This window comes from Fibrobacter sp. UWCM, from assembly GCF_900129735.1.
Classification (GTDB): domain Bacteria; phylum Fibrobacterota; class Fibrobacteria; order Fibrobacterales; family Fibrobacteraceae; genus Fibrobacter.
This window is the reverse complement of record NZ_FQWR01000018.1, coordinates 34,906-53,853: the sequence shown is the minus strand read 5'-3', so window position 1 is coordinate 53,853 and position 18,948 is coordinate 34,906. Positions and strand designations below refer to the sequence as shown.

16 protein-coding genes and 1 tRNA gene are annotated in these 18,948 nt (G+C 55.4%); 7 read left to right on the top strand and 10 right to left on the bottom strand.

Annotated elements, in window-relative coordinates:
• Positions 1-17: 17 nt before the first annotated feature.
• Positions 18-2,579 (bottom strand): VPS10 domain-containing protein, encoded by a 2,562-nt coding sequence (locus BUB22_RS11625; RefSeq protein WP_073115259.1) that lies wholly within the window; start codon positions 2,577-2,579, stop codon positions 18-20.
• 191 nt (positions 2,580-2,770) lie between these two features.
• Between BUB22_RS11625 and BUB22_RS11620 the strand changes: the two genes are divergently transcribed.
• Positions 2,771-2,843 (top strand) — tRNA-Gly (locus BUB22_RS11620).
• 472 nt (positions 2,844-3,315) lie between these two features.
• On the opposite strand, the gene BUB22_RS11615 is transcribed toward BUB22_RS11620, so the two are convergent.
• Positions 3,316-4,389: an FISUMP domain-containing protein gene (locus BUB22_RS11615; RefSeq protein WP_073115258.1), complete on the bottom strand. Its 1,074-nt coding sequence runs from the start codon at positions 4,387-4,389 to the stop codon at positions 3,316-3,318.
• Between the two features lie 43 nt (positions 4,390-4,432).
• Complete coding sequence (locus BUB22_RS11610) at positions 4,433-4,729, bottom strand: HigA family addiction module antitoxin (RefSeq protein ID WP_073115257.1); 297 nt, start codon at positions 4,727-4,729, stop codon at positions 4,433-4,435.
• Between the two features lie 144 nt (positions 4,730-4,873).
• Between BUB22_RS11610 and BUB22_RS11605 the strand changes: the two genes are divergently transcribed.
• On the top strand, positions 4,874-5,557 hold the full coding sequence (locus tag BUB22_RS11605) for a hypothetical protein (RefSeq protein ID WP_073115256.1): 684 nt from the start codon (positions 4,874-4,876) through the stop codon (positions 5,555-5,557).
• Here the strand turns inward: BUB22_RS11605 and BUB22_RS11600 are convergent.
• Genes BUB22_RS11600 through BUB22_RS11590 form a run of 3 tightly spaced genes read right to left on the bottom strand, consistent with a single transcriptional unit; the run spans position 5,535 to position 8,032 of the window.
• Positions 5,535-6,440 carry an HAD-IIA family hydrolase gene (locus BUB22_RS11600; protein ID WP_073115255.1) on the bottom strand — a complete coding sequence of 302 codons (906 nt, stop codon included), beginning with the start codon at positions 6,438-6,440 and terminating at the stop codon, positions 5,535-5,537. The two genes, BUB22_RS11605 and BUB22_RS11600, sit on opposite strands and share 23 nt — an antisense overlap.
• A gap of 16 nt (positions 6,441-6,456) precedes the next feature.
• Positions 6,457-7,119, bottom strand: a complete 663-nt coding sequence (locus tag BUB22_RS11595) for a hypothetical protein (protein WP_073115254.1) — start codon at positions 7,117-7,119, stop codon at positions 6,457-6,459.
• Between the two features lies 1 nt (position 7,120).
• Positions 7,121-8,032 carry an aspartoacylase gene (locus tag BUB22_RS11590; protein ID WP_073115253.1) on the bottom strand — a complete coding sequence of 304 codons (912 nt, stop codon included), beginning with the start codon at positions 8,030-8,032 and terminating at the stop codon, positions 7,121-7,123.
• 178 nt (positions 8,033-8,210) lie between these two features.
• Between BUB22_RS11590 and BUB22_RS11585 the strand changes: the two genes are divergently transcribed.
• The 4 genes from BUB22_RS11585 (at position 8,211) to argF (ending at position 11,932) form a co-directional block, all read left to right on the top strand.
• Entirely contained in the window at positions 8,211-8,411 is a 201-nt protein-coding gene (locus tag BUB22_RS11585) for a hypothetical protein (protein ID WP_073115252.1), read from the top strand.
• 16 nt (positions 8,412-8,427) lie between these two features.
• On the top strand, positions 8,428-9,567 hold the full coding sequence (locus BUB22_RS11580; protein ID WP_073115251.1) for a hypothetical protein: 1,140 nt from the start codon (positions 8,428-8,430) through the stop codon (positions 9,565-9,567).
• Positions 9,568-9,616: 49 nt separating this feature from the next.
• Positions 9,617-10,642, top strand: coding sequence for a tRNA dihydrouridine(20/20a) synthase DusA (dusA, locus tag BUB22_RS11575; protein ID WP_073115280.1), 1,026 nt, complete (start codon positions 9,617-9,619; stop codon positions 10,640-10,642).
• Positions 10,643-10,975: 333 nt separating this feature from the next.
• On the top strand, positions 10,976-11,932 hold the full coding sequence (argF, locus tag BUB22_RS11570) for an ornithine carbamoyltransferase (protein WP_073115279.1): 957 nt from the start codon (positions 10,976-10,978) through the stop codon (positions 11,930-11,932).
• A 154-nt stretch (positions 11,933-12,086) separates the two neighbouring features.
• Here the strand turns inward: argF and BUB22_RS11565 are convergent, their stop codons facing one another.
• The 3 genes from BUB22_RS11565 to BUB22_RS11555 form a co-directional block, all read right to left on the bottom strand.
• A complete protein-coding gene (locus BUB22_RS11565; RefSeq protein ID WP_073115250.1) occupies positions 12,087-13,286 on the bottom strand; it encodes a hypothetical protein in 1,200 nt (399 codons plus the stop codon).
• Positions 13,283-14,137, bottom strand: coding sequence for a DUF4423 domain-containing protein (locus BUB22_RS11560; protein ID WP_073115249.1), 855 nt, complete (start codon positions 14,135-14,137; stop codon positions 13,283-13,285). The genes BUB22_RS11565 and BUB22_RS11560 overlap by 4 nt, the downstream gene beginning before the upstream one ends.
• A gap of 300 nt (positions 14,138-14,437) precedes the next feature.
• Entirely contained in the window at positions 14,438-16,075 is a 1,638-nt protein-coding gene (locus BUB22_RS11555) for a fumarate hydratase (RefSeq protein ID WP_072812275.1), read from the bottom strand.
• A 231-nt stretch (positions 16,076-16,306) separates the two neighbouring features.
• Between BUB22_RS11555 and BUB22_RS11550 the strand changes: the two genes are divergently transcribed.
• Positions 16,307-16,933: a hypothetical protein gene (locus tag BUB22_RS11550; protein WP_073115248.1), complete on the top strand. Its 627-nt coding sequence runs from the start codon at positions 16,307-16,309 to the stop codon at positions 16,931-16,933.
• An 838-nt stretch (positions 16,934-17,771) separates the two neighbouring features.
• On the opposite strand, the gene BUB22_RS11545 is transcribed toward BUB22_RS11550, so the two are convergent.
• Positions 17,772-18,773 (bottom strand): hypothetical protein, encoded by a 1,002-nt coding sequence (locus BUB22_RS11545; RefSeq protein ID WP_139258978.1) that lies wholly within the window; start codon positions 18,771-18,773, stop codon positions 17,772-17,774.
• Positions 18,774-18,948 lie beyond the last annotated feature (175 nt).

The following is an 18,948-nucleotide window of genomic DNA, read 5'->3' as shown; positions in this document are numbered from 1 at the left end:
ACATTGAGATAAATAAACTATTTCAGCGTCACGAACTTGTTCGCAAGCACCTTCCCGCGGGCATCGAGCAGTTTTGCCACATAGCGGCCCGCAGGGATTTTTTCAAGCGAGACGTGCGCGAGCCCTGCCACCTGCTTGGAAAGCACCGCCTTGCCCGTCACGGCGAATAGCGAGAGCGTACTGCCCGCAGGCGCGGTCACATGGAGCAAGCGTTTTTCAAGTTGCAGGGACGGCACGAAGTTCGCCACCTGGCGTGCTGCGCGGACCGTAAAGAATTCCGTACCTTCGGGCGCTCCGACAATCGTCCCGCGGCCCACGGTGCTCATGTACACCACGCCGAAGTTGTTCATGTCGCCCTGCACAAAGTTCCCGTTACCCGGGCCGCCGAACTGGTGCTTGTCGTCGTTGATGCGTTCGAATGTCTTGCACTTGTCGGTACTGCGGTAGATTCCAATCGGGTCGCCTTCCTTCGCGGCACCCCAGATAAATATCGTCTCGTAGTCGGCTCCTTCCTTGGCCTTGCCGATACCCACCGCGATGGCCGTCTTCGCACCCTCGCAACGCGTCCAGTCCTTGCCGCCGTTCTCGCTGTAGGCAAGCCCGTTCTCGCTGAAGCCCTTCGGGAGCCACATCTGCGCCTGGTCCATCGGGACCCACACGTGGCCTTCCCTGCCCGGCACCGTGCGGATGAGGCCGCCGCCGTTGTAGTATTCGCCCGCGGCGTCGTTCTGCAAGCGCGCACCATACTTCGCGAAGCTCTTGCCGCCGTCGTCGGAGCGGTACAGGTTCGCCTGCGCATCCATCACATAGAACACGTCTGGATTCACGGGGTCCGCGACAATGCGCGAATTCTGCGTCTGCCCGCCGTCGAGTTCCACCGCGGTCCAGGTCGCGCCGTTATCGGCGGAGCGGTACGTGGTCGAGCCCATCTCGGGGCGGTGCAGCATCACCTTGCCGTCGGCAGAGAGCACCACCATGCCCTTCGGGCCCTTGAGCGTAGTCTTCACGCTGTCCCATGTCTTGCCCATGTCGTCGCTGCGGTACATCACGTTGTAGTTGATGCTCTCGTACTGGCCGTACACGGTAATCACGCCAGTGCGCAGCAGGCTTCCGCTGAGCGGCGCGAACGCCATCGACTCGGTGGAGCCGACCGTCGGCGTGTGCCTCTGGGCGCTTGCATTGATATCGGTATAGACAGCGCCGTCGTAGTCGCCAATCGCGGTCACCAGCGGGCCGCCCGGAATGCTCACGATATCGAGCGGGACAGTCTCCTCGATGCCGCGGGACATAAACTTCCACACGGGAACCTTCGCGGTGATGTCTTCGGTCATGAATATGCCGTTGCCGCTCGTGACCCACGCCTGCTTGTTGTCGAACGGGTTAATCTCGAGCGAGCCCGCCCAGTGGATGGCGTTGCCCGGAATCCAGTCCGTGCCGTTCGCGTCGATGTTGATTCCGTCGCCGTAGTGTTGCCCGTGAATCCACGTCTTGCCGCCATCCGTGGTCGTGTAGATGCGGTCGCCGTAGTTGTCGCGCTCCTCGCCCTTCGCGTTCTTCGCGAGGTGACGCCCCGTGTACTTGCCGAGCGTCGAGACCACGATATGCTTCGGGTCCTTCGGGTCGATGGAAATGCCACCGTAAGAACTATAGTCCTTCTCGTAGGTGGTGGGGCTCTGCTCGTGCGTCACCGAATCGCTCGGGGTGATATCTTCCCACGTGCCGCCCGCGATGTTGTACTTGTAGACCGCGCCTCTGTTGATGTTGTGCGGGCCCGGACCGTCGGCGTAGGTAATGTACATGTCGCCACCCACAATCTTCGCGCGGTGGGGCATCAGGTTCGCGGGGCCTCCCGATATGGCCTTCCAGGTGGCGCCGCCGTCGTTACTCACCTGCAGGTTGTCCTTCGTTTCGGAGATGCCGATGTAAATCGTCTTGGTCGAGCCGTCGGCGTTCTTGCCCTGCGCCTCGTCGAACATCACGAAGCTGATGCCGTTCACACCGTTCAGGCTCGATTCCTTCGCGTCGGAAAGCGCGACCTTGTAGGCGCTCGTCCACGTCTTGCCGTAGTCGCTGCTCTTGTAGAGGCCCTTCGTGCGGCTCCCGCAGAAGATAATGTTCGGCTTGTTCGGGTCCACCGCGAGCTTTTCGCCGGTCTGGCGGCCCATGCCGTTGCCGTGGGCGAGCATTTCCACGTAGCTCGTATCCCAGGTGGCGCCGTAATCCTCGCTCCGGAGCACGGCAGTCCGGCCCTGGCTAAAGTAGCCCGTCCCGCCGAGCACGTAGATGCGCTTCGGGTCGGTCGGGTCGAGCGCGAACGCCTCGGTGCCGTACAGGCCCTTGTCGTTCTCCGAGATCCAGTCCATCAGCGGGATCCACCTCTTGTTCTCGAAATCGAAGCGGTAGATGCCGCCCACGTCGGTTCGCGCATAGAGCACATTTTCGGCCTTCGGGTGGAAGATCACCGCCGACACGAAGCCGCCGCCATCGAAGCGGACATTGCCCCAGTTGTAGTTTTCGGCCTGCGAAAGGCCCGCACCCGCCGCGACCAGCGCGGCACCCAGCATCAATTTTTCGAACATATTCTTACCAAACATAAAGGTACAACACCCCCATACACCGGATATGAAAATATATTATTGGGCTCCGGTGCGCCACGAAATGCGGCAAGGGCGCCCCAAAAGCGTTTATGCAAACACAACAAGGCAAAAAACGCCCCAAATTTCCAGAATCCCTTTACAAAACGGCCTTTTTTATTAAATTTGGAACATTCGCGGGAGTAGCTCAGTTGGTAGAGCGCGACCTTCCCAAGGTCGATGTCGAGGGTTCGAGACCCTTTTCCCGCTCTAAACAGGACCGCCGACCAAGGCGGTTTCTTTTTTTGTTTTGGCGGGGGAAGTCTCCCCCTCGCTCCTGCGGCTCGTCATCCCCGCGCAGGCGGGCGGACAGCACTTAGCACTTTAGTGCTTAGTGCGCGTGGCCACCAAGGTGGGGATCTTTTCAAGCAGGTCCAGACCTGCTTTTCGTTAAAGAGTTTGCTTCGAGGGGCTCCAGAATAAGGCTGTTTATCGCGGGAACGTTCCGACGCAGGTACTGCGAAAGTCTCGTGTGTGAGCCACAAGCGCCTTGTATCAACGAGGCGTGGTGGCGACCTTTGGACACTTGGCAACTTGTTGCCTTAGTGTACATGGCCACCTTTAGGTGGGAGTGAGCGCATACCAGAGTATAAAAACCAGAGTGTAGCGCGAACGGTCGCATCAGTTAGTCCCATCGGCCTTCACGAATTGCGGGTACAGAATTAAACTGCGGGAAGATGCTTTATTCGGCTTGATTTTCAACCATCACACAACGGACAGAAAAGCCATGAGTTTTCATAGTTTCTAGTCTAGGATCCTTTGTTGAATTTGTTCCTTGAGACGAATAGAAAGAACCCTCGTTCGTATATTGAGAAGATTCTTCAGGATAATGCCAATAGGTAGCACTATTCAAAGATGTAAAATTATAATCCCAATTACTCCCAGCACCGACAAGGCTGAAACCAGTATCATTACTACCACCGAACCCAAACGTGGAGCGAGTTCCCTTTACTCCATCCTTATTTCCATTGCTGTTTATGATAAATTTGAAATCATCGGCCGTCATCAAGCGCCATCCATCCGGGCAGATTCCCTGATGGTTCGGCTTGATCTGGTCGGCACAACTTTTGGTATTGCATTCGCTGGGCAGCTGCATCATCTCGGCCCACTGGTACAGGGCTCCGTAATAATAGCAGTTGAGCGTATCGTCATCATAGCAATAACGCTCGATCTTAGTGTCATCTTTCTGGTCTTTAAAACCCCAAACCATTTCACCGATGTTAAGGTTTTCGACCATTGCATAGATAAAAGTCGAAGAATTGTTATTTTCAAATTTTAAGTACTTATACGTCCGATTATTGCGAGTGTCGGTAAATTCAAGACATCCACCATGAGCGTTACAACTAAAAGGCCACCATTCCTCATCAGTTCCCCACGGATTTTCAATACTGCTACTGGACTCACTCGAGCTCGATTTTGCAGAGCTACTCGACAGATCCTCGCCCCCTTCGGCTGAGCTCAGGGCAGGCTCCGCCGAGGATGACGAGCGCACGCTGCTGCTGGATAGATCCTCGACCGGAGCCGAGGATGACGAACGCACGGAGCTGCTGGACACGCTTGTCTCGCTACTGCTCGACTTCGGTGTGACGCTAGACCCATTCGACTCCGCTGACGCTCCGCTCAGGGTGACACTGGAGGAAGAAGATTCCTCTTCAATGCTGCTGGACGATTCATCGTCTCGCGGGGCAAAACTGCTGTCGTCATCGCCGCAAGCCGCCAAAAGAGCAATCGCAAAACCCAGTAAAAATCGCTTCATACAGAAATTCCTCCTATTTCACCATTTTTAATGTAGTAAAAAATCAGGCGACCGCAAAAGGCTTTATTCCGTCAAGTTCTTCCGATAGTTCTATCTTGAGATTTCGGATATCGATATCATCTTGTAGGGAGATGAAATAGTCGTCGGATACGCCGAGGAACTTGGCGAGTCTCAGGGAAGTGTCAACGGTAATTCGCCTGCGGTCGTGAAGGATGTCCTGAATCCTGGAAACAGGCACGTTGATTGCCTGGGCGACCTTGTAAGCAGACAATCCCAAGGGCGTAAAGAACTCCTCGTTCAGAATCTCTCCGATTGTCGGTGTCTTGATGTGCTTGCTCATAAAAATCTCCTAGTAGTTTTATATTATACCTATTTCACGTGTATATGTCAAGCGGGTAGTTTTTTAGGAGACTTTGAAGGCGTCTCTACCCTTAAAACGGAGAAAGGTGGCAAAATGAGCCGAAAAATTTTCTATCATTGTCGCATGCAATTCCGCAAAAACGTTTTCAGCATCTTCGCAGCGACCATCGTGCTCACCGCCTTCTGCGCAAGCCAGAGCGCCGCAGAAGAGGAAAAATCCCTGTGGCAGCGTTTCGTCGACTGGTTCAAGCCCGCACCCTCGCTCGAAGGCGAAGGCCCGCTTTACGACGAGCTGCGCGAACTGGAAACCCAGATTGACCGCATCGAAGGACGCTACTCGCGCGAACGCAGGCCCGGCAACAAGACCCGCCTGAAAAAGGAAATGGAAGACCTGAAAACCAAGCGCGAAAAGCTTATCGACAAAATCCGCGAAGAGGAAAAGGCCAAGAAGAACGCGCAGGGCACCACGGCAAACAGTGCAGCCACTCCGGCAAGTTCCGTAAGCAACGCGCCGACAAACAGCACCCCTTTGACAGGCGCTTCGACAGGTGCTTCGGCAAGCTCAGCATACCACTCAGCGTCCTTATCGCAGGCAGTCTGCGCACACGACACCGTCTTCGTGCGCGACACGGTCATCGTTCACGATACGTTGTACGTAATAGTTTCAGGTAAGCCCGGCGAGCAGCAGGCACCCGCAGCGCAGTCCAATACTGCGCAGCCCACCGGAAATGCCTCCCCCGCAAATTCTGGCGCGGTTCAGCCCACGACAGCACCCGCGGATTCCGCTACGGTTCCAAGTAATAAGTAGGCCTCACGCCCAGCAGTTTCTCGTCGGCAGCAAGCTCTGCCGCCGGTTCATTGCGCCCGACAACAAGCGCGCTGTCAAAACCCGCGACATACGCGCCGTACACATCCGTCCCGAGCGTATCGCCAATCATAACCGCCTTCGCGCCCGCGGGCAAAGTCGCGCGGACCTTCTGCCATATTCCGGGGAATGGCTTGCCGAAATATTCCGCAGCGCAGCCCGTCTCCCGGCGCAGGCGTTCACAAAGTTCGCCCGAGACAGGCGCGCGAGTCCCGTCAATCCGCGGGGCCCACGCATCCGGGTTCAGCACCAGCAGCAGCGCTCCGGGCCGGCGCAAGATAGCTACCGCCTGCGCGTACATCTCGTCCGTCGCCGTCGAAGAAGAAACCGCCACCACGGGCGAAACCGGATTCTCCACGGCAGCAATCCCGCATTCGGCGAGCACGTTCACGCCCGTCGCACGCCCGATGTAATAGACCTCGCGACCCGCACCAAAAGGCGAGCCGCCCGCAGGCAGGCCCGACAGCCAGCCCTTCAGCAGGCTACCGGAAGAAATCGTTTCTGCGACGGTGAAATCGAACCCGCGGGCATCCGCCTCTTCGGCGAGGGCCTGGTCCAGATTCGATGCCGCATTCGTAACCAAGCGAATTTGCTTTCCTGCACGCCTCAGCGCGCCAAACCACTCCTTCGCACCCGGGTACACGAAATCGCCCCGGTTATAGAGCGTGCCGTAACCGTCAAAGCAGAATGCATCGTAGCGGTCGAGGATATCGGAGAGGCGCACGCGCGACGGTTCCCCATCGGGGCTAGTACGGCCCGAAAAAGCGCACGACTTTTCGACAAGCGCGCGGTACCGCCCGTATATTTCGAGTTCGAGTGATTCCATCGGCAGGCGAAATGCGCTAGGCGTCGCTTCTCAAAATGCCGTAGTCACGCCCTTCCACTGGAATTACCAACTGCATCTTGGAAAGCGTGCCGATATATTTCTTGAACACGGACTTGAAATCTTCGCCCAAAACCTCTTCGTCGTCGTTTTCGAGGTTGTAGGCGACGTAGCTTCCGTCCGCAAAAATCGAAATGCAGCAATCCCAAGTAATGTCGCCTTCCTGTTCTTCCTGGTCGTCGTCACGGTCCTGGCTTTCGAGCATGAGCATCGGGCGCGGAGCCGGAATAGCCTCCGCATGGCCGTTCTCGTAGACAAAGTAATTGCGGCTGATGAGTTCGTGTTCCAGCGCCATCGTGGAAGGCTCGCGTTCAAATTCCCCGCGCAGGCGACGGATATTGCCGAGGTCATCCTCGTAGGGGTCCTCGAAATCCTTCGGGAGCACAATCTGGTAGTAGTCGAACTGCTTGCCGCTCGCCGCATACGTATCCTTCCATGCCTGAGGCGGTTCGGGGCGCAATGTCAAGAAGTCCTCGAAAGAATCAAGAATATCGTGAAGGCGCGATTCCCAGCCTTCGCCCCTCTGGGCTTCAATCAACTGCATCAGGTTGCCCAGGCGCTCTTCGCCCGAGATGGAAGAAAGTTCCTCGCTCGGCACGCCGCTCATATCAAATTCAGCCATATTACCATTCCTCCACGCTTTTCACGGTCAGGCTCATCGCGATGTCCTTCTCGTAGTACGCGGGTTCGTTGATGAAGATGGGCCACACGCTCTCGCGCCCGTCGGCCTCGCCTTCGTACAGAATGTCCTTGCCGTCGAAGGTGCGGAACAGTTTGTCGCCCTTTTTAAGTTCGCGATAATCCGCTCCAAGCAAATCGGGGTGGATCATCGCCTCGATGGGGGCGCCCGCCCATGCCTTCGGGTAACCGAGGTCGCGCAGCTGCGTGTAGACTTCCACCTGGATAGGGGCGCGCTTTTGCAGTTCCCCGCGGTTCCATTCGTCCGCAAGTTCCAGGTAACGCTTCACCAGTTTTTCCGCCTGTTCAAAGAGGCGGGCATCCAGCGTGCCGTGCTGCTGCGGGCCAATTTCAATGCACACGTCCGCCTTCGCGACGGTGCCAAAGTAGGGCGACGCACTGCGCTCCTCCGGCTGGTAGTAAATCCAGGCGTCATCGAATTCCTGCGTCAAGACGGCGGAGGCCTTCATCGTGAACGGGTCGCGTGCCGAAAGAATCAAGCACAGCCCCATGTTCGATCCCGTGTTGTGCACGTCGAGCAACAGGTCGGTCTTCGTGCTTGCGCCCTTCGGGCCGTAAATGCGGTTCAGTTCGCGCGCACGCCTAAACTCGCACTGTTGCGGTTCAGAGGACGCATCAAGACAGACCTGCGAAAAAGAACGGTTCAAATCAAAATCGCGATAACGCCGGTTGAGCCGCATGGCCTCCGGGTTCGCAAGCACCAGCGAAACATCTGCGCTGGGGCAGCATGCGCCGTAGCATTCGGGGCACGCCATCCACTTCTCGACCAAGCGAACACCCGTCCGCTCGTTCCCGTGCGTCCCGCCAGCAACGACAATTTTGCGAATTAAGCTCATGTAATATATTATAGCAAAATAACGGCTTTACCATCGGCAAGAATCCATCAAGAACACGTCAAAAACATGCACTCTCAGCCAAAGCGACACCCATCCCCTTCTTTTTTCACAGCATGTCACTATCTGTCACATAAATAATATATATTGACTCAAGAAGCAGCATCCAACGGAGCAGAATATGTCAGACCTCAACAGAGAAAAAATCCTGAAAGAAAAGGGCTACGTGGAGACCCGAGGGCCAAACGGAACCCGCCGTATATTTACACCGGAAGAATACGAGGAGTTCATGAAAGAGCTTGATGCCTATCCCGACAAGCACAAGGCCGATCAACTAAAGCGCATGTTGAATCCTGTGTATCACGAGCCCGAGAGAGGCTAACAGCAAAGGAGCCATTATGACTAAAAAGAAAGCCAGAAATATAGACGGTCAAGTTTACGAAGGTAGCTACCTGATAGACCTGATGCATGAATTTTGGGAAAGCGATAATGGAGAACGCCTTGTGGTACTTCCTTCGCTGAACGATGACGTCCCGGGTCTTTTTGACGATTACAGCCCAATCATTGACGACATTGATGACGATGACCCCGAAGATCCCGATTCGTTGGAAATAAGCCGAATTGAAGAAGGCACAAAAATCCGCTTCTTGACGGATGTTCACAACAAGCCGGACTGGCGCACTCTCTGGGACTTTCTACAGTATCCCGAAATCGAGATTCGCCATGTCCAAAACCTGGATATGTTCCTGCTCGTCCACCTTGGAGAAAAACGCGCCTTCAGCATTGTGAGCCCAACGCGCGATGACGGTTCATACAATGATTTCGAGGACAGGTCTATTGCAACGGAAACCTCGGATTACAAGCCTTTCCAGTGGATGTTCGACGAACTTTGGGAAAATGCCGAACCAATGACATGTGAAAAAATTGAGCATTTTAACGAGCTCAGGAGCGACGATAGAGAAGATTCCGACAAGGAACTCCTGCAACACACCTATTTCCTTTTCCCGGAGGGGAAAAAGGATGATTATGAATTACGGGAGGAACGGGACGAAAATTTAACAAGCCGAGGCGCCTTCTGTGGAGAAATAGAGCTTAAAGACCCCGGCATTGATAGCTATGACTACATCGTGAGACTTGCCTACATCGTGGGAATCAAGATTCCTAGGGATGCGGAACAAGTCGTCATTTGCCACGTAGACAAAGAGACGAAGCGCATCAAATACGACCAGACCTTCCGGGTCTTCGGAAACAATCCAATCCGCGAAATAGACGATGAGCTCAAATATTATTACCCGGAGCGGGGCTTTTCCATTATTCAGGGATGGGACGACGTTTTTTCCGCAGTGGACACTTACCCCCGTCCCAAATGCTACTACAGCAAGAACATCTACATGGCGATGGAGACATTTGATTTTCATTTCGACAAATACACCAAGAAAATCGAAAACGCACTAAGCAAGAAGTTCAATACGGATGCAGCGTTTGCCAACGCCCTCAAGAAAACAAGCTTCGTAAAATGGAGCGAGGTCATCCCGTAACACGCAAAAATACAGGATAGTGCAGCATCTTTTTTCTACATTTGCGCGCATGGACCTGGATTTCAACCGCAAGCTTTCCATCGCGCCGATGCTCGACTGCACCGACCGTCACGAGCGCTATTTTTTGCGGCTGATTTCAAAGCATATCTTGCTCTACAGCGAGATGGTTGTCGCAAACGCGGTGCTCCACGCAAAGCAGGAACAGTTCCTCGGGCACGAAGCCTTCGAGCACCCCACAGTTCTGCAGCTCGGGGGCAGCAACCCGGCCGATCTCGCGCAGGCAAGCAAACTCGTGGAAGCCGCGGGTTTCCAGGAAGTGAACCTGAACTGCGGATGCCCTTCGGACCGCGTGCAGAACGGGAACTTCGGGGCTTGCCTCATGAAGGATAAGAACCTCGTGGCCGACTGCTTCAAGGCCATGCAGGACGCAGTAAGCATTCCCGTCTCCATCAAGTGCCGCATCGGGGTCGACGAGTTCGACAGCTGGGAATTCTTCACCGATTTTGTACAAACTATCCGCGATGCGGGTTGCAGGGTTTTCATCGTGCATGCGCGCAAGGCCTGGCTCCAGGGCTTAAGTCCCAAGGAGAACCGCGAGGTCCCGCCTCTGCATTACGACTTCGTGCACCGCCTCAAGGCAGAGATGCCAGGCCTGAACATCAGCATCAACGGCGGCATCAAGACGCTCGACCAGGTGGAAGAGCAACTGCAGGACCTGGACGGAGTGATGGTCGGACGCGAAGCGTACGAGAACCCGTGGTTCCTGCACGACGCCGACGAGCGGATTTTTAACGACCTGCGACCGGCGAGCGACAACCCCGCAGACATTATCGCCGGCAAGGCGCGCCCCGCCACCCGCAAGGCGCTGCTCGAGGCCTACCTCCCCTACGTGGAGAAGCAGACCGCCGAAGGCTGCCCCGCGACCATCCTCGTTCGCCACCTGTACGGGCTGTTCACCGGACTCCCCGGCGCCCGCAAGTTCCGCCAGATGCTGAGCAACAACGCCCCGCGCGCCGCACAGTTCGGCGGTGCCGCGGCACTTATCCGCCAGGCGATGGACCAGGTAACCGAGTAATTTGCGTTTTTCGGTAAAAAACAGCCCCGTCCGCACCCCCTAGTCTGCCCTAAAATCCCTCTTTCCCCTTGACAAGAGGCCAAAAATTTTCTCTATTTGGGGGCACATTTTTAAGTTTAACCTTTAACGGAGATACAACCATGCCTTGCGGAAAGAAAAGAAAGCGCAGGAAGATTGCGACCCACAAGCGTAAAAAGCGCCGTCGTCGTGACCGTCACAAAAAGAAACTTCGCTAATATCCGTTAGCATCTTCTTGTGATTTCCAAAAGACGGAGTGAAAAACTCCGTTTTTTTAGTTTTTTTTGTTTTTAGGGCTTGCCCAAAGGAATCAAAATGATTGATCGCAACAAGCACTTCCTCCGCCTGATGGACTGGAGTGAAGAAAAAATCCTCGAAACCGTCGAAATCGCCTCCCGCCTGAAGGCCGAGGTTCACGCCGGCAAGGTGTCCGACCGTCTGCACGGCCAGAACATCGCCATGTTCTTCGAGAAGCCCTCGCTGCGTACCATCACCACGTTCCAAGTGGGCATGAACCAGCTCGGCGGCCACGCCGTGCTCCTCGCCCCGGATTCCATCGGGCTCGGCAAACGCGAAAGCGTGAAGGACGTGGCCCGCTGCCTCAGCCGCTGGGTGAACGCCATCGTGGTCCGCTGCTTCAAGCAGCAGCTCGTGGAAGAACTCGCCGAATTCGGTAGCGTCCCTGTGGTGAACGCCCTGACCGACGACTGCCACCCCTGCCAGGCCATCGCGTTTGCGCAGATGATTTGCGAGAACCTCGGCGGTTTCAAGAACGCCGACGGCAAGCCGAAAACAGTCGCCTTCATCGGTGACGGCAACAACGTGGCAAACTCCTTCCTCGCGCTCGCCTCCAAGGTGGGCATGAACTTCACGCTCGCCTGCCCCAAGGGTTTCGAGCAGCCGAAGGACGTGGTGGAAGAAGCCGCAGCCGGCCTCAAGAAGCACGGCTGCCAGTACCGCGTGTTCAACGACCCGAAGGAAGCCGTCAAGGACGCCGACATCCTCTATAGTGACGTCTGGGTGAGCATGGGCCAGGAAGGCGAAAAGGCCGAAAAGCAGAGCCACTTCCTCCCGTTCCAGATCAACGACGAACTCCTGAAGCTCGCTCCGGCCCATTGCAAGGTGAGCCACTGCCTGCCCGCACACCGCGGCGAAGAAATCACGGACTCCGTGATGGACAACCTCGACGTGAACATGAGCTTCGAAGAAGCGGAGAATAGGCTGCACGCCCACAAAGCTGTTTTGTGGCAGGTGATGGAACCTTTCGCTTAATAAACTTCGTGATACTTCGTTGCGCTCGCGCCTCACGTACGAGTTGTACGCTACGGGCGAGCGACGCCTCATCTCACTCGTTTCTTAAGCAAAATGCGTTTTTGATAAAAAATTATTAAGTGAAAAGTCCCGCCAATCGGCGGGATTTTTTTCTTTATTTCGCGATAAAGTCGCTGGGTTTGATGCCGTAGAACACGACATCGTCTATCCAGAATTCGGTCTCGTCGTAGGAGGCTATCGAGATGGTCGTCACCGCCTTGCTAATGACATCCCAGCCGAGATTGCCGTACATATCGTCGCGCGGCTTGAAATTAGCGGGCTTTATGACGCGACGCACCCATCCTTCTGTATTGAGGGTATCGTAGGCCAGCGTCTTGCCTTCTTCGTTCGAACTGCCGAGCGTCTCGAGCGTAATCGAGATGACACCGTTCCCGCGGGCATAGAACACGATGGAATCCGTTGCAGACAAATCGCACGGAGATTCCTCCGGGCAAACCCAGATGCCATAGAACGACCAGCGTCCGCGCCCCGCAGAAGATACCCAGTGCAAGGCGTTACCGGCACGGTCCGCTCCCGCCTCCACGAAGAATTCCTCAATATCCTCGCGCGTCTCGGGCACCATCGCCACCTCGGGAGTAGTCTTCACGCTCGTATCAGTAGAGGACATGTAACCCGCCTCGCTTATACCGAGTTCCCGGATAATAAACTGCGCATCCGCGGATTCAAAGTCCAGCACCTTGACAGAATCCGGTTCAAACGTGCGGACATTCGCGAGCGTCGCCTCGCCGGCATCAACCGTCGCCACCTGCTCCACGACGCTATCGCCCACAATCACGCGCAGGTCGTATTCATACGCCGGGAGCGAATCCATCTCGTAGAACCCTTCACTATCGGTCTTTACAAGACGGTCGGTTCCATACACCTGAATCCACGCATGGTCAACGCCTTCCGGCAGGTAAACCCTCCCGCGCATGCTCCCCGTCTTTTTGAGAACGAACTGCACGGAATCGCCATTCTGCACATCTTCGGCTGCAATCTTATCGAAAACGCCCTCGCCCGCCGTCACGATTTCAATCGTCGCGACATCGACGGCAAGACTATCCACGCGGATGCAGCCCAGGGAATCCGTCACGAATTCCTCGTAGTATGCCGCCCCCGCGGAATCATCGCCTACACTGCGGACAAAACTTGCAGCTCGCATGCGGGCCAAGACACCTACCGCAGGCAGGGAGTCCTCGTGAACGACCTGTATCAGGTAGGCGTTTTCTGTCTCGACCGTGCTGATGCCCGCCACCTTGTCATTCGAGCACGCACAAAGAATCACGGTCACAAGGAATAAGAGGAACTTCTTCATTTTCTCACGCCCTCCTTTTTCACCTGATGGCCGTTCTGCACTTCGGCAACCGGGTAAAGGGCAAATACAAACTGCATCGCCTTGTTCGGCACCTTTACCTCACCCACCCTCTTCTGCACCTGGCGCCTGAATTCAAGCGTCATTTCGTTCAGGTCGGCAAAACAATCTTCATCGACACCCACGAGCAGCGAAGATATATTGCGCCTCGCAGGCTCGATGGCAACCAGGGCGTTCTGCGCAAGGGCGAGCAGCTGGTTCTGGTAACTGCGTATGGCGGCAGTCTTCGTGGGCGAACTTCCCGATGTAAAGTTCGCTGTCGTTGCCGCATAGCGTTCCGACGCGAGCGGAGTAATGAGCTTCAGGTCCTTGAGCACCTTTATGGCTTCGCGCACCTGGTCTTCCGAAACCGTCGGCGTAATCTGCTTCACCAGGCGCGAAACTTCGGCATGCCCACCGTTCATCTCGATAAGCGCGCGCACTACGGGAATCCACCACTTGCTTAAGAACAGGTATTCGCTCGGATTGAACTTGCGCAGGTCAACATCCTGCAGGGCAAGCGCCATCTTGTATAGCTTGTCCTTCTTTGCGGGCGACTTCGTCTTGGACGCCGCCACCAGAATCTCGAAAATCTCGCCACTGCGTCCCTTCAGGTCCAAGAGGTCCTTGGCCAGCGGGATGCTGCGGTTGGGCAAGTGAAGTTCCTTGTTCAGCACGCGGAACACCTGGCTCGTTTCCAGACTGAGCTTCTGCCCCAGCATCTTGTAGGAATACAGGGGCATCTCCAGCTTGCGCTGGGTATAGTAGTTCTTCAGCAAATCCCTGTAATCGCTTATTTCGTCAATATTCAGCATAGGCACATTCTAGAAAAGACAATTATCCAATCAATAAAATAATCTATTCTGGCCTAAAAAGGCCACCCGCGACCTTCTCCCCATTGAAAAAAATACAATGAATTGTTATAAAAGAGCCCCATTTTGCCCCTTCAAGTAGGTAATTTCTTATCTAGGAAGATATTTCCGCCAATAAAGTTTCACATCCACACACAAAAAAAATCCCGCCGGTAAATTCCGGTGGGATTTTTAGTTGCTAAGGATTCCCGCCTTCGCGGGAATGACGATAAGCGGGAATGACGATAAGCAGGAATGACGACGCTAGATCAAACCTTCAAAGAAGTTGTTGCCCTTGTCATCCACCAAGATGAATGCGGGGAAGTCCTTGATGGTGATCTTTCGGATGGCTTCCATGCCAAGTTCCGGGAAGGCCACGATGTCGTTGCTGAGGATGTTCTGTTCAGCGAGGATGGCTGCCGGGCCGCCGATGGAGCCGAGGAAGAATCCACCGTACTTCTTGCAGGCGTCGGTGACGTCCTGGCTGCGGTTGCCCTTCGCGACCATGATCATCGAGGCTCCCTTGCTCTGGAAGCGCATCACGTACGGGTCCATACGGTTGGCTGTCGTCGGGCCGAAGCTACCGGTGGGCATGCCTGCCGGAGTCTTAGCCGGGCCGGCGTAGTAAATCGGGTGGTCCGAAACGACCTTCAATACGGTCTTTTCTTCGTCGGTGAGTTCTTCGCCACGTTCCTGCTTGTCGAAGATTTCAGCAATCTTGGCATGTGCCATGTCGCGGGCCACAATCATCGTGCCCTTGAGGCTGAGGCGGGTCTTCACCGGATACTTGGTGAGGTCGGCGAGCACTTCCTTCATCGGGCGGTCAAGGTCGATTTCCACTGCCGGAGCGAGGTTCACGGCGTTGCCTGCCGGAATGTAGTTTTCCGGATGGTGTTCCATCTTTTCGAGCCAGAGGCCGTTCTCGTCAATCTTTGCCTTGATGTTGCGGTCGGCAGAGCAGCTCACGCCGATAGAAACCGGGCAGCTAGCCGCATGGCGCGGAGCGCGAATCACGCGCACATCGTGCACCAGGTACTTGCCGCCGAACTGGGCGCCAATGCCCGTCTTCTGGCAGATGTGCAGAACCTTTTCTTCCATTTCGAGGTCGCGGAAAATACGGCCGCCTTCAGAACCGGTGGTCGGAATATCGTCGAGGTAGCCGCAGCTAGCGAGCTTCACCATGTGGGTGTTCATTTCGGCAGAGGTTCCGCCAATCACAATCGCGAGGTGGTACGGAGGGCAAGCCGCAGTACCCAAGGTCTTCACCTTTTCGGCGAGGAACTTTTCCAAGGACTTCGGGTTGAGGAGCGCCTTGGTCATCGGCCAGTAGTAAGTCTTGTTGGCAGAGCCACCGCCCTTGGCCACAAAGAGGAACTTCATCTCGGCGCCTTCTTCGGCGTGGATGTCGATCTGGGCAGGCAGGTTGCAACCGGTGTTCTTTTCTTCGTACATGGTCAAGGGTGCAATCTGGCTGTAGCGGAGGTTCTTGGTGGTGTAGGCGTTGTAGATACCTTCGGAAATCGCTTCGGCATCGTCGAAGCCGGTCCACACCTGCTGGCCCTTGTGGGCAACGCAGATTGCCGTACCGGTGTCCTGGCAGAACGGAAGAATGCCCTTTGCGGCAACGCAGGCGTTCTTGAGCATGGTGAGGGCCACGAACTTGTCGTTGTCCGAAGCTTCCGGGTCCTGCAAAATCTTTGCGACCTTCGCCGTGTGGGCCGGACGCAGGCAGAATTCCACTTCTTCAAAGGCTGCCTGGGCGATCTTGGTGAGCGCCTCGGGGGCGACCTTCAGAATCTTCTTGCCTTCGAATTCGGCGACGGAAACGCCGTCTTTACCGAGGTTCACGTATTCGGTAGTATCTTCACCGTGCTGGACGGTTGCTTCGTATTTGAATGCCATAATTTGTGTCTCTAGTGAGGGGTTAAATTTTGATTCATAAGATAAAAATTGCCCCGACCGAAGGGGGCAGTCTCGCCGGGCACAAAGCCTTTTTTTGTAAAAAACGCCGATGAACGTACAAAAAAAGGGAATTATTTGAATTTTTTTAATTTTTTTTTAGCAATTCGCCCCAAGATGTGCTATTTTTTAGAGCGTAAGTTTAAAAACAACCCCTAAAGAGGAATGGAATCTATGATGAAAAAGATTTTGATGGTCTCCATGCTCGCTGCGGCAGTCGCATTCGCCGCGCCGGCCAAGTCCGCCAAGAAGGCAGCCCCCGCTGCCGCACCGGCACCTGCCGCCGAAGCCGCTGCACCTGCAGCCGCTCCTGCTGAGGCTGCCCCGGCTGCTGCACCTGCTGCTGAAGCCGCTGCTCCGGCCCCTGCCGCTGAAGCTGCCCCGGCCGCCGCTCCCGCTGCCGAAGCAGCACCGACACCTGCCGCTGAAGCCGCCCCTGCCGAAGCTGCCGCCGCTCCCGCTGCCGACACCGCCAAGGCTGCCGAAGCTGCTGATTCCGCCGCCGCTCCGGCTGAAGCCGTAGCCGCCGCCGACACCGCCAAGGCCGACTCCGCCAAGACCGAAGTCCTCGAAGCCAAGACCGAAGAAGCCCCGGTAGACTCCGCCGCTCTCGCCAAGGCCGAAGAAGAAAAGAAGGCTGCCGAAGCTGAAGCCAAGGCAAAGGCCGAAGAACAGCAGAAGATGGAAGCCCAAAGCATGGGTTCTGCAAAGACCACCATCATGGAAAACCCGTGGGAATTCCTCGTGGTGTCTGCGCTGTTCGTCGCTTCTGTTCTCGTGATCATCTTCACCGGGGACTGATAAGCGACCGCTCGTTCGACATCTTGGGTGAGGAACCTCCGGTTACTCACTCGCTCTCACAACCGCCCCAGTTTAATAACTGGGGCTTTGTTGTTCACGGAAAAGACCGTTCGCACCACATTGGGTATTGAATTACTCCGGTAAGTGCTCACTCTCACTGCAAAGGCTCGTTGATACGAGCCTTTTCCGTTCACAGAAGACCGTTCGTTCGACAACAGGTTTAAAAGGCCGGCTGAAAACCGGTCTTATTTTTTGCAACAAGCCCCAGACTCCACGCTATTTTGCACGCTATTTTGCAAATCTGGCGGTGAAATGGACTTTTTTTTGCCATTTTCACCGCCACTTTTTTAATTTATCTAAAAAGAACAGGCTATTTTTTCAAATTTCCCATAAAAATAGCCCCCTTTTTTCTCTTTGAAACAGCAAATAGACCGTATTCCTATGGGGAAAAAGGCGTTTTCCCTGCAAAAACGTACATACAAAGTAATTTCCGGCGGTGAAATCGGCCTTTTTTCATCATTTTCACCGCCACTTCCGCAACTTTACCCCCAAAAATACGACAAGGGAGGGCGCACGCCCTCCCTAAGACCCTCCCGACACTTAATAATCCGCTAAACAGGTATAAAAAGGAGATCCCCGCCTACGCGGGGATGACCGCAGATTATGTGAGCCGGAGGCGGCTCGTATCAACGAGCCGTCGTAGGCGACCTTTGGACACTTGCGCTTTAGCGCTTAGTGTACATGGCCACCTTTAGGTGGGAGCGAGTGAGGAACCGGAGGTTTCAATGCCCTAGATGACGAGCGAGCGGTCGCATTTGTGCGTGCACCTGCGGTGCACTTACTTGTTCACGACGCAGATTGCCGTAACGGAAGCCTCGATGGAGTACTTCTTTCCAGGAGCGCAACCCGCCGGGTTGAAGTAGGCAAAGTTGGACTGTTCCACGCCGTCCCAAGTCAGCTTCAGGCTCATGTAATCCGCTCCGACCTTGGGTTTGCACCCGATGGTGCAGTTAGAAGGCGCACCAGCAGGGACCTGCACCGTCATGGGCGTCTGGGCCTGGATGAACAGCGAATCGGGCAAGTTCGGGAGAACCGTTTCTCCGTAAGAAGCCTGGTCGTTGATGCTGCCCAGAGCAAGCACCAGGTCCACCGATTCGGGGTCAAGCACGGTCACGCCGTCGCACTGGTATGTCTGCGTGGTCCTGTCGTCGTTCGTCACGGCGACAACGGGGGCCACCTTCTGCTTGTGCATAGACGCTTCTGCAGATAAAGTAGCACTCGTGCCGGAGCCGGAAATTGTCCCGAGCGTAGACGTCCAGGAATACCCGGTAATGGTCGCCTCGGATTCCGCCTCGACGGTCCACGTGATTGTCTCGCCCGCCTTGGCAGTTTCCTTGTCGGCCTTGCAGGAATTAATCGTTATAGGAATACCCTGCACCTGCAAGGGTTCGCAGGTAATTTCGGTTCCATCGACATTCAGAGTCGCCGTGTAGGTTCCCGACTGTTCGTAGGAAACATTCACGGAGTTCATCCCGTTACCCTGCACAGTCTTGCTCAGTTCCGGGAAGGTCCATACGAACGGCGCCATGATGGCATCAAAAACGTCGCCCGACTCGCGGAAGAACGACCAGGTTGCCATCGCCCCCTTCTCGATTATGGGATTCATCGGGCCACAGGCTCCGTTCACAGCCATCCTGGGCTCGTTCAATACCTCGTCAGAAGAAGCGGTCGCCGTCTTGGACGAAGAAGACACCACAGGCTGGGGCGCCCTCGAAGAAGACGAATTCGTTGTTTGCGTCGACGAAGACGTTACAGACGGCGGAATTTCACCCTGCGACAAAGGGGTATCGGAAGAATTCTCAATGGGGTCCCGCGAAGCCGTACTGGTCGGCTCCGGTGTATCCGGGCTGGAAGGATCCTCTCCACAGGCAGAAAGGCCAAAAACAGCAAGACCGCTCGCAAACGCGGCCGGAACAAATTTGTAAACAAATCTTTTCTTTAATAAAGGCAATATC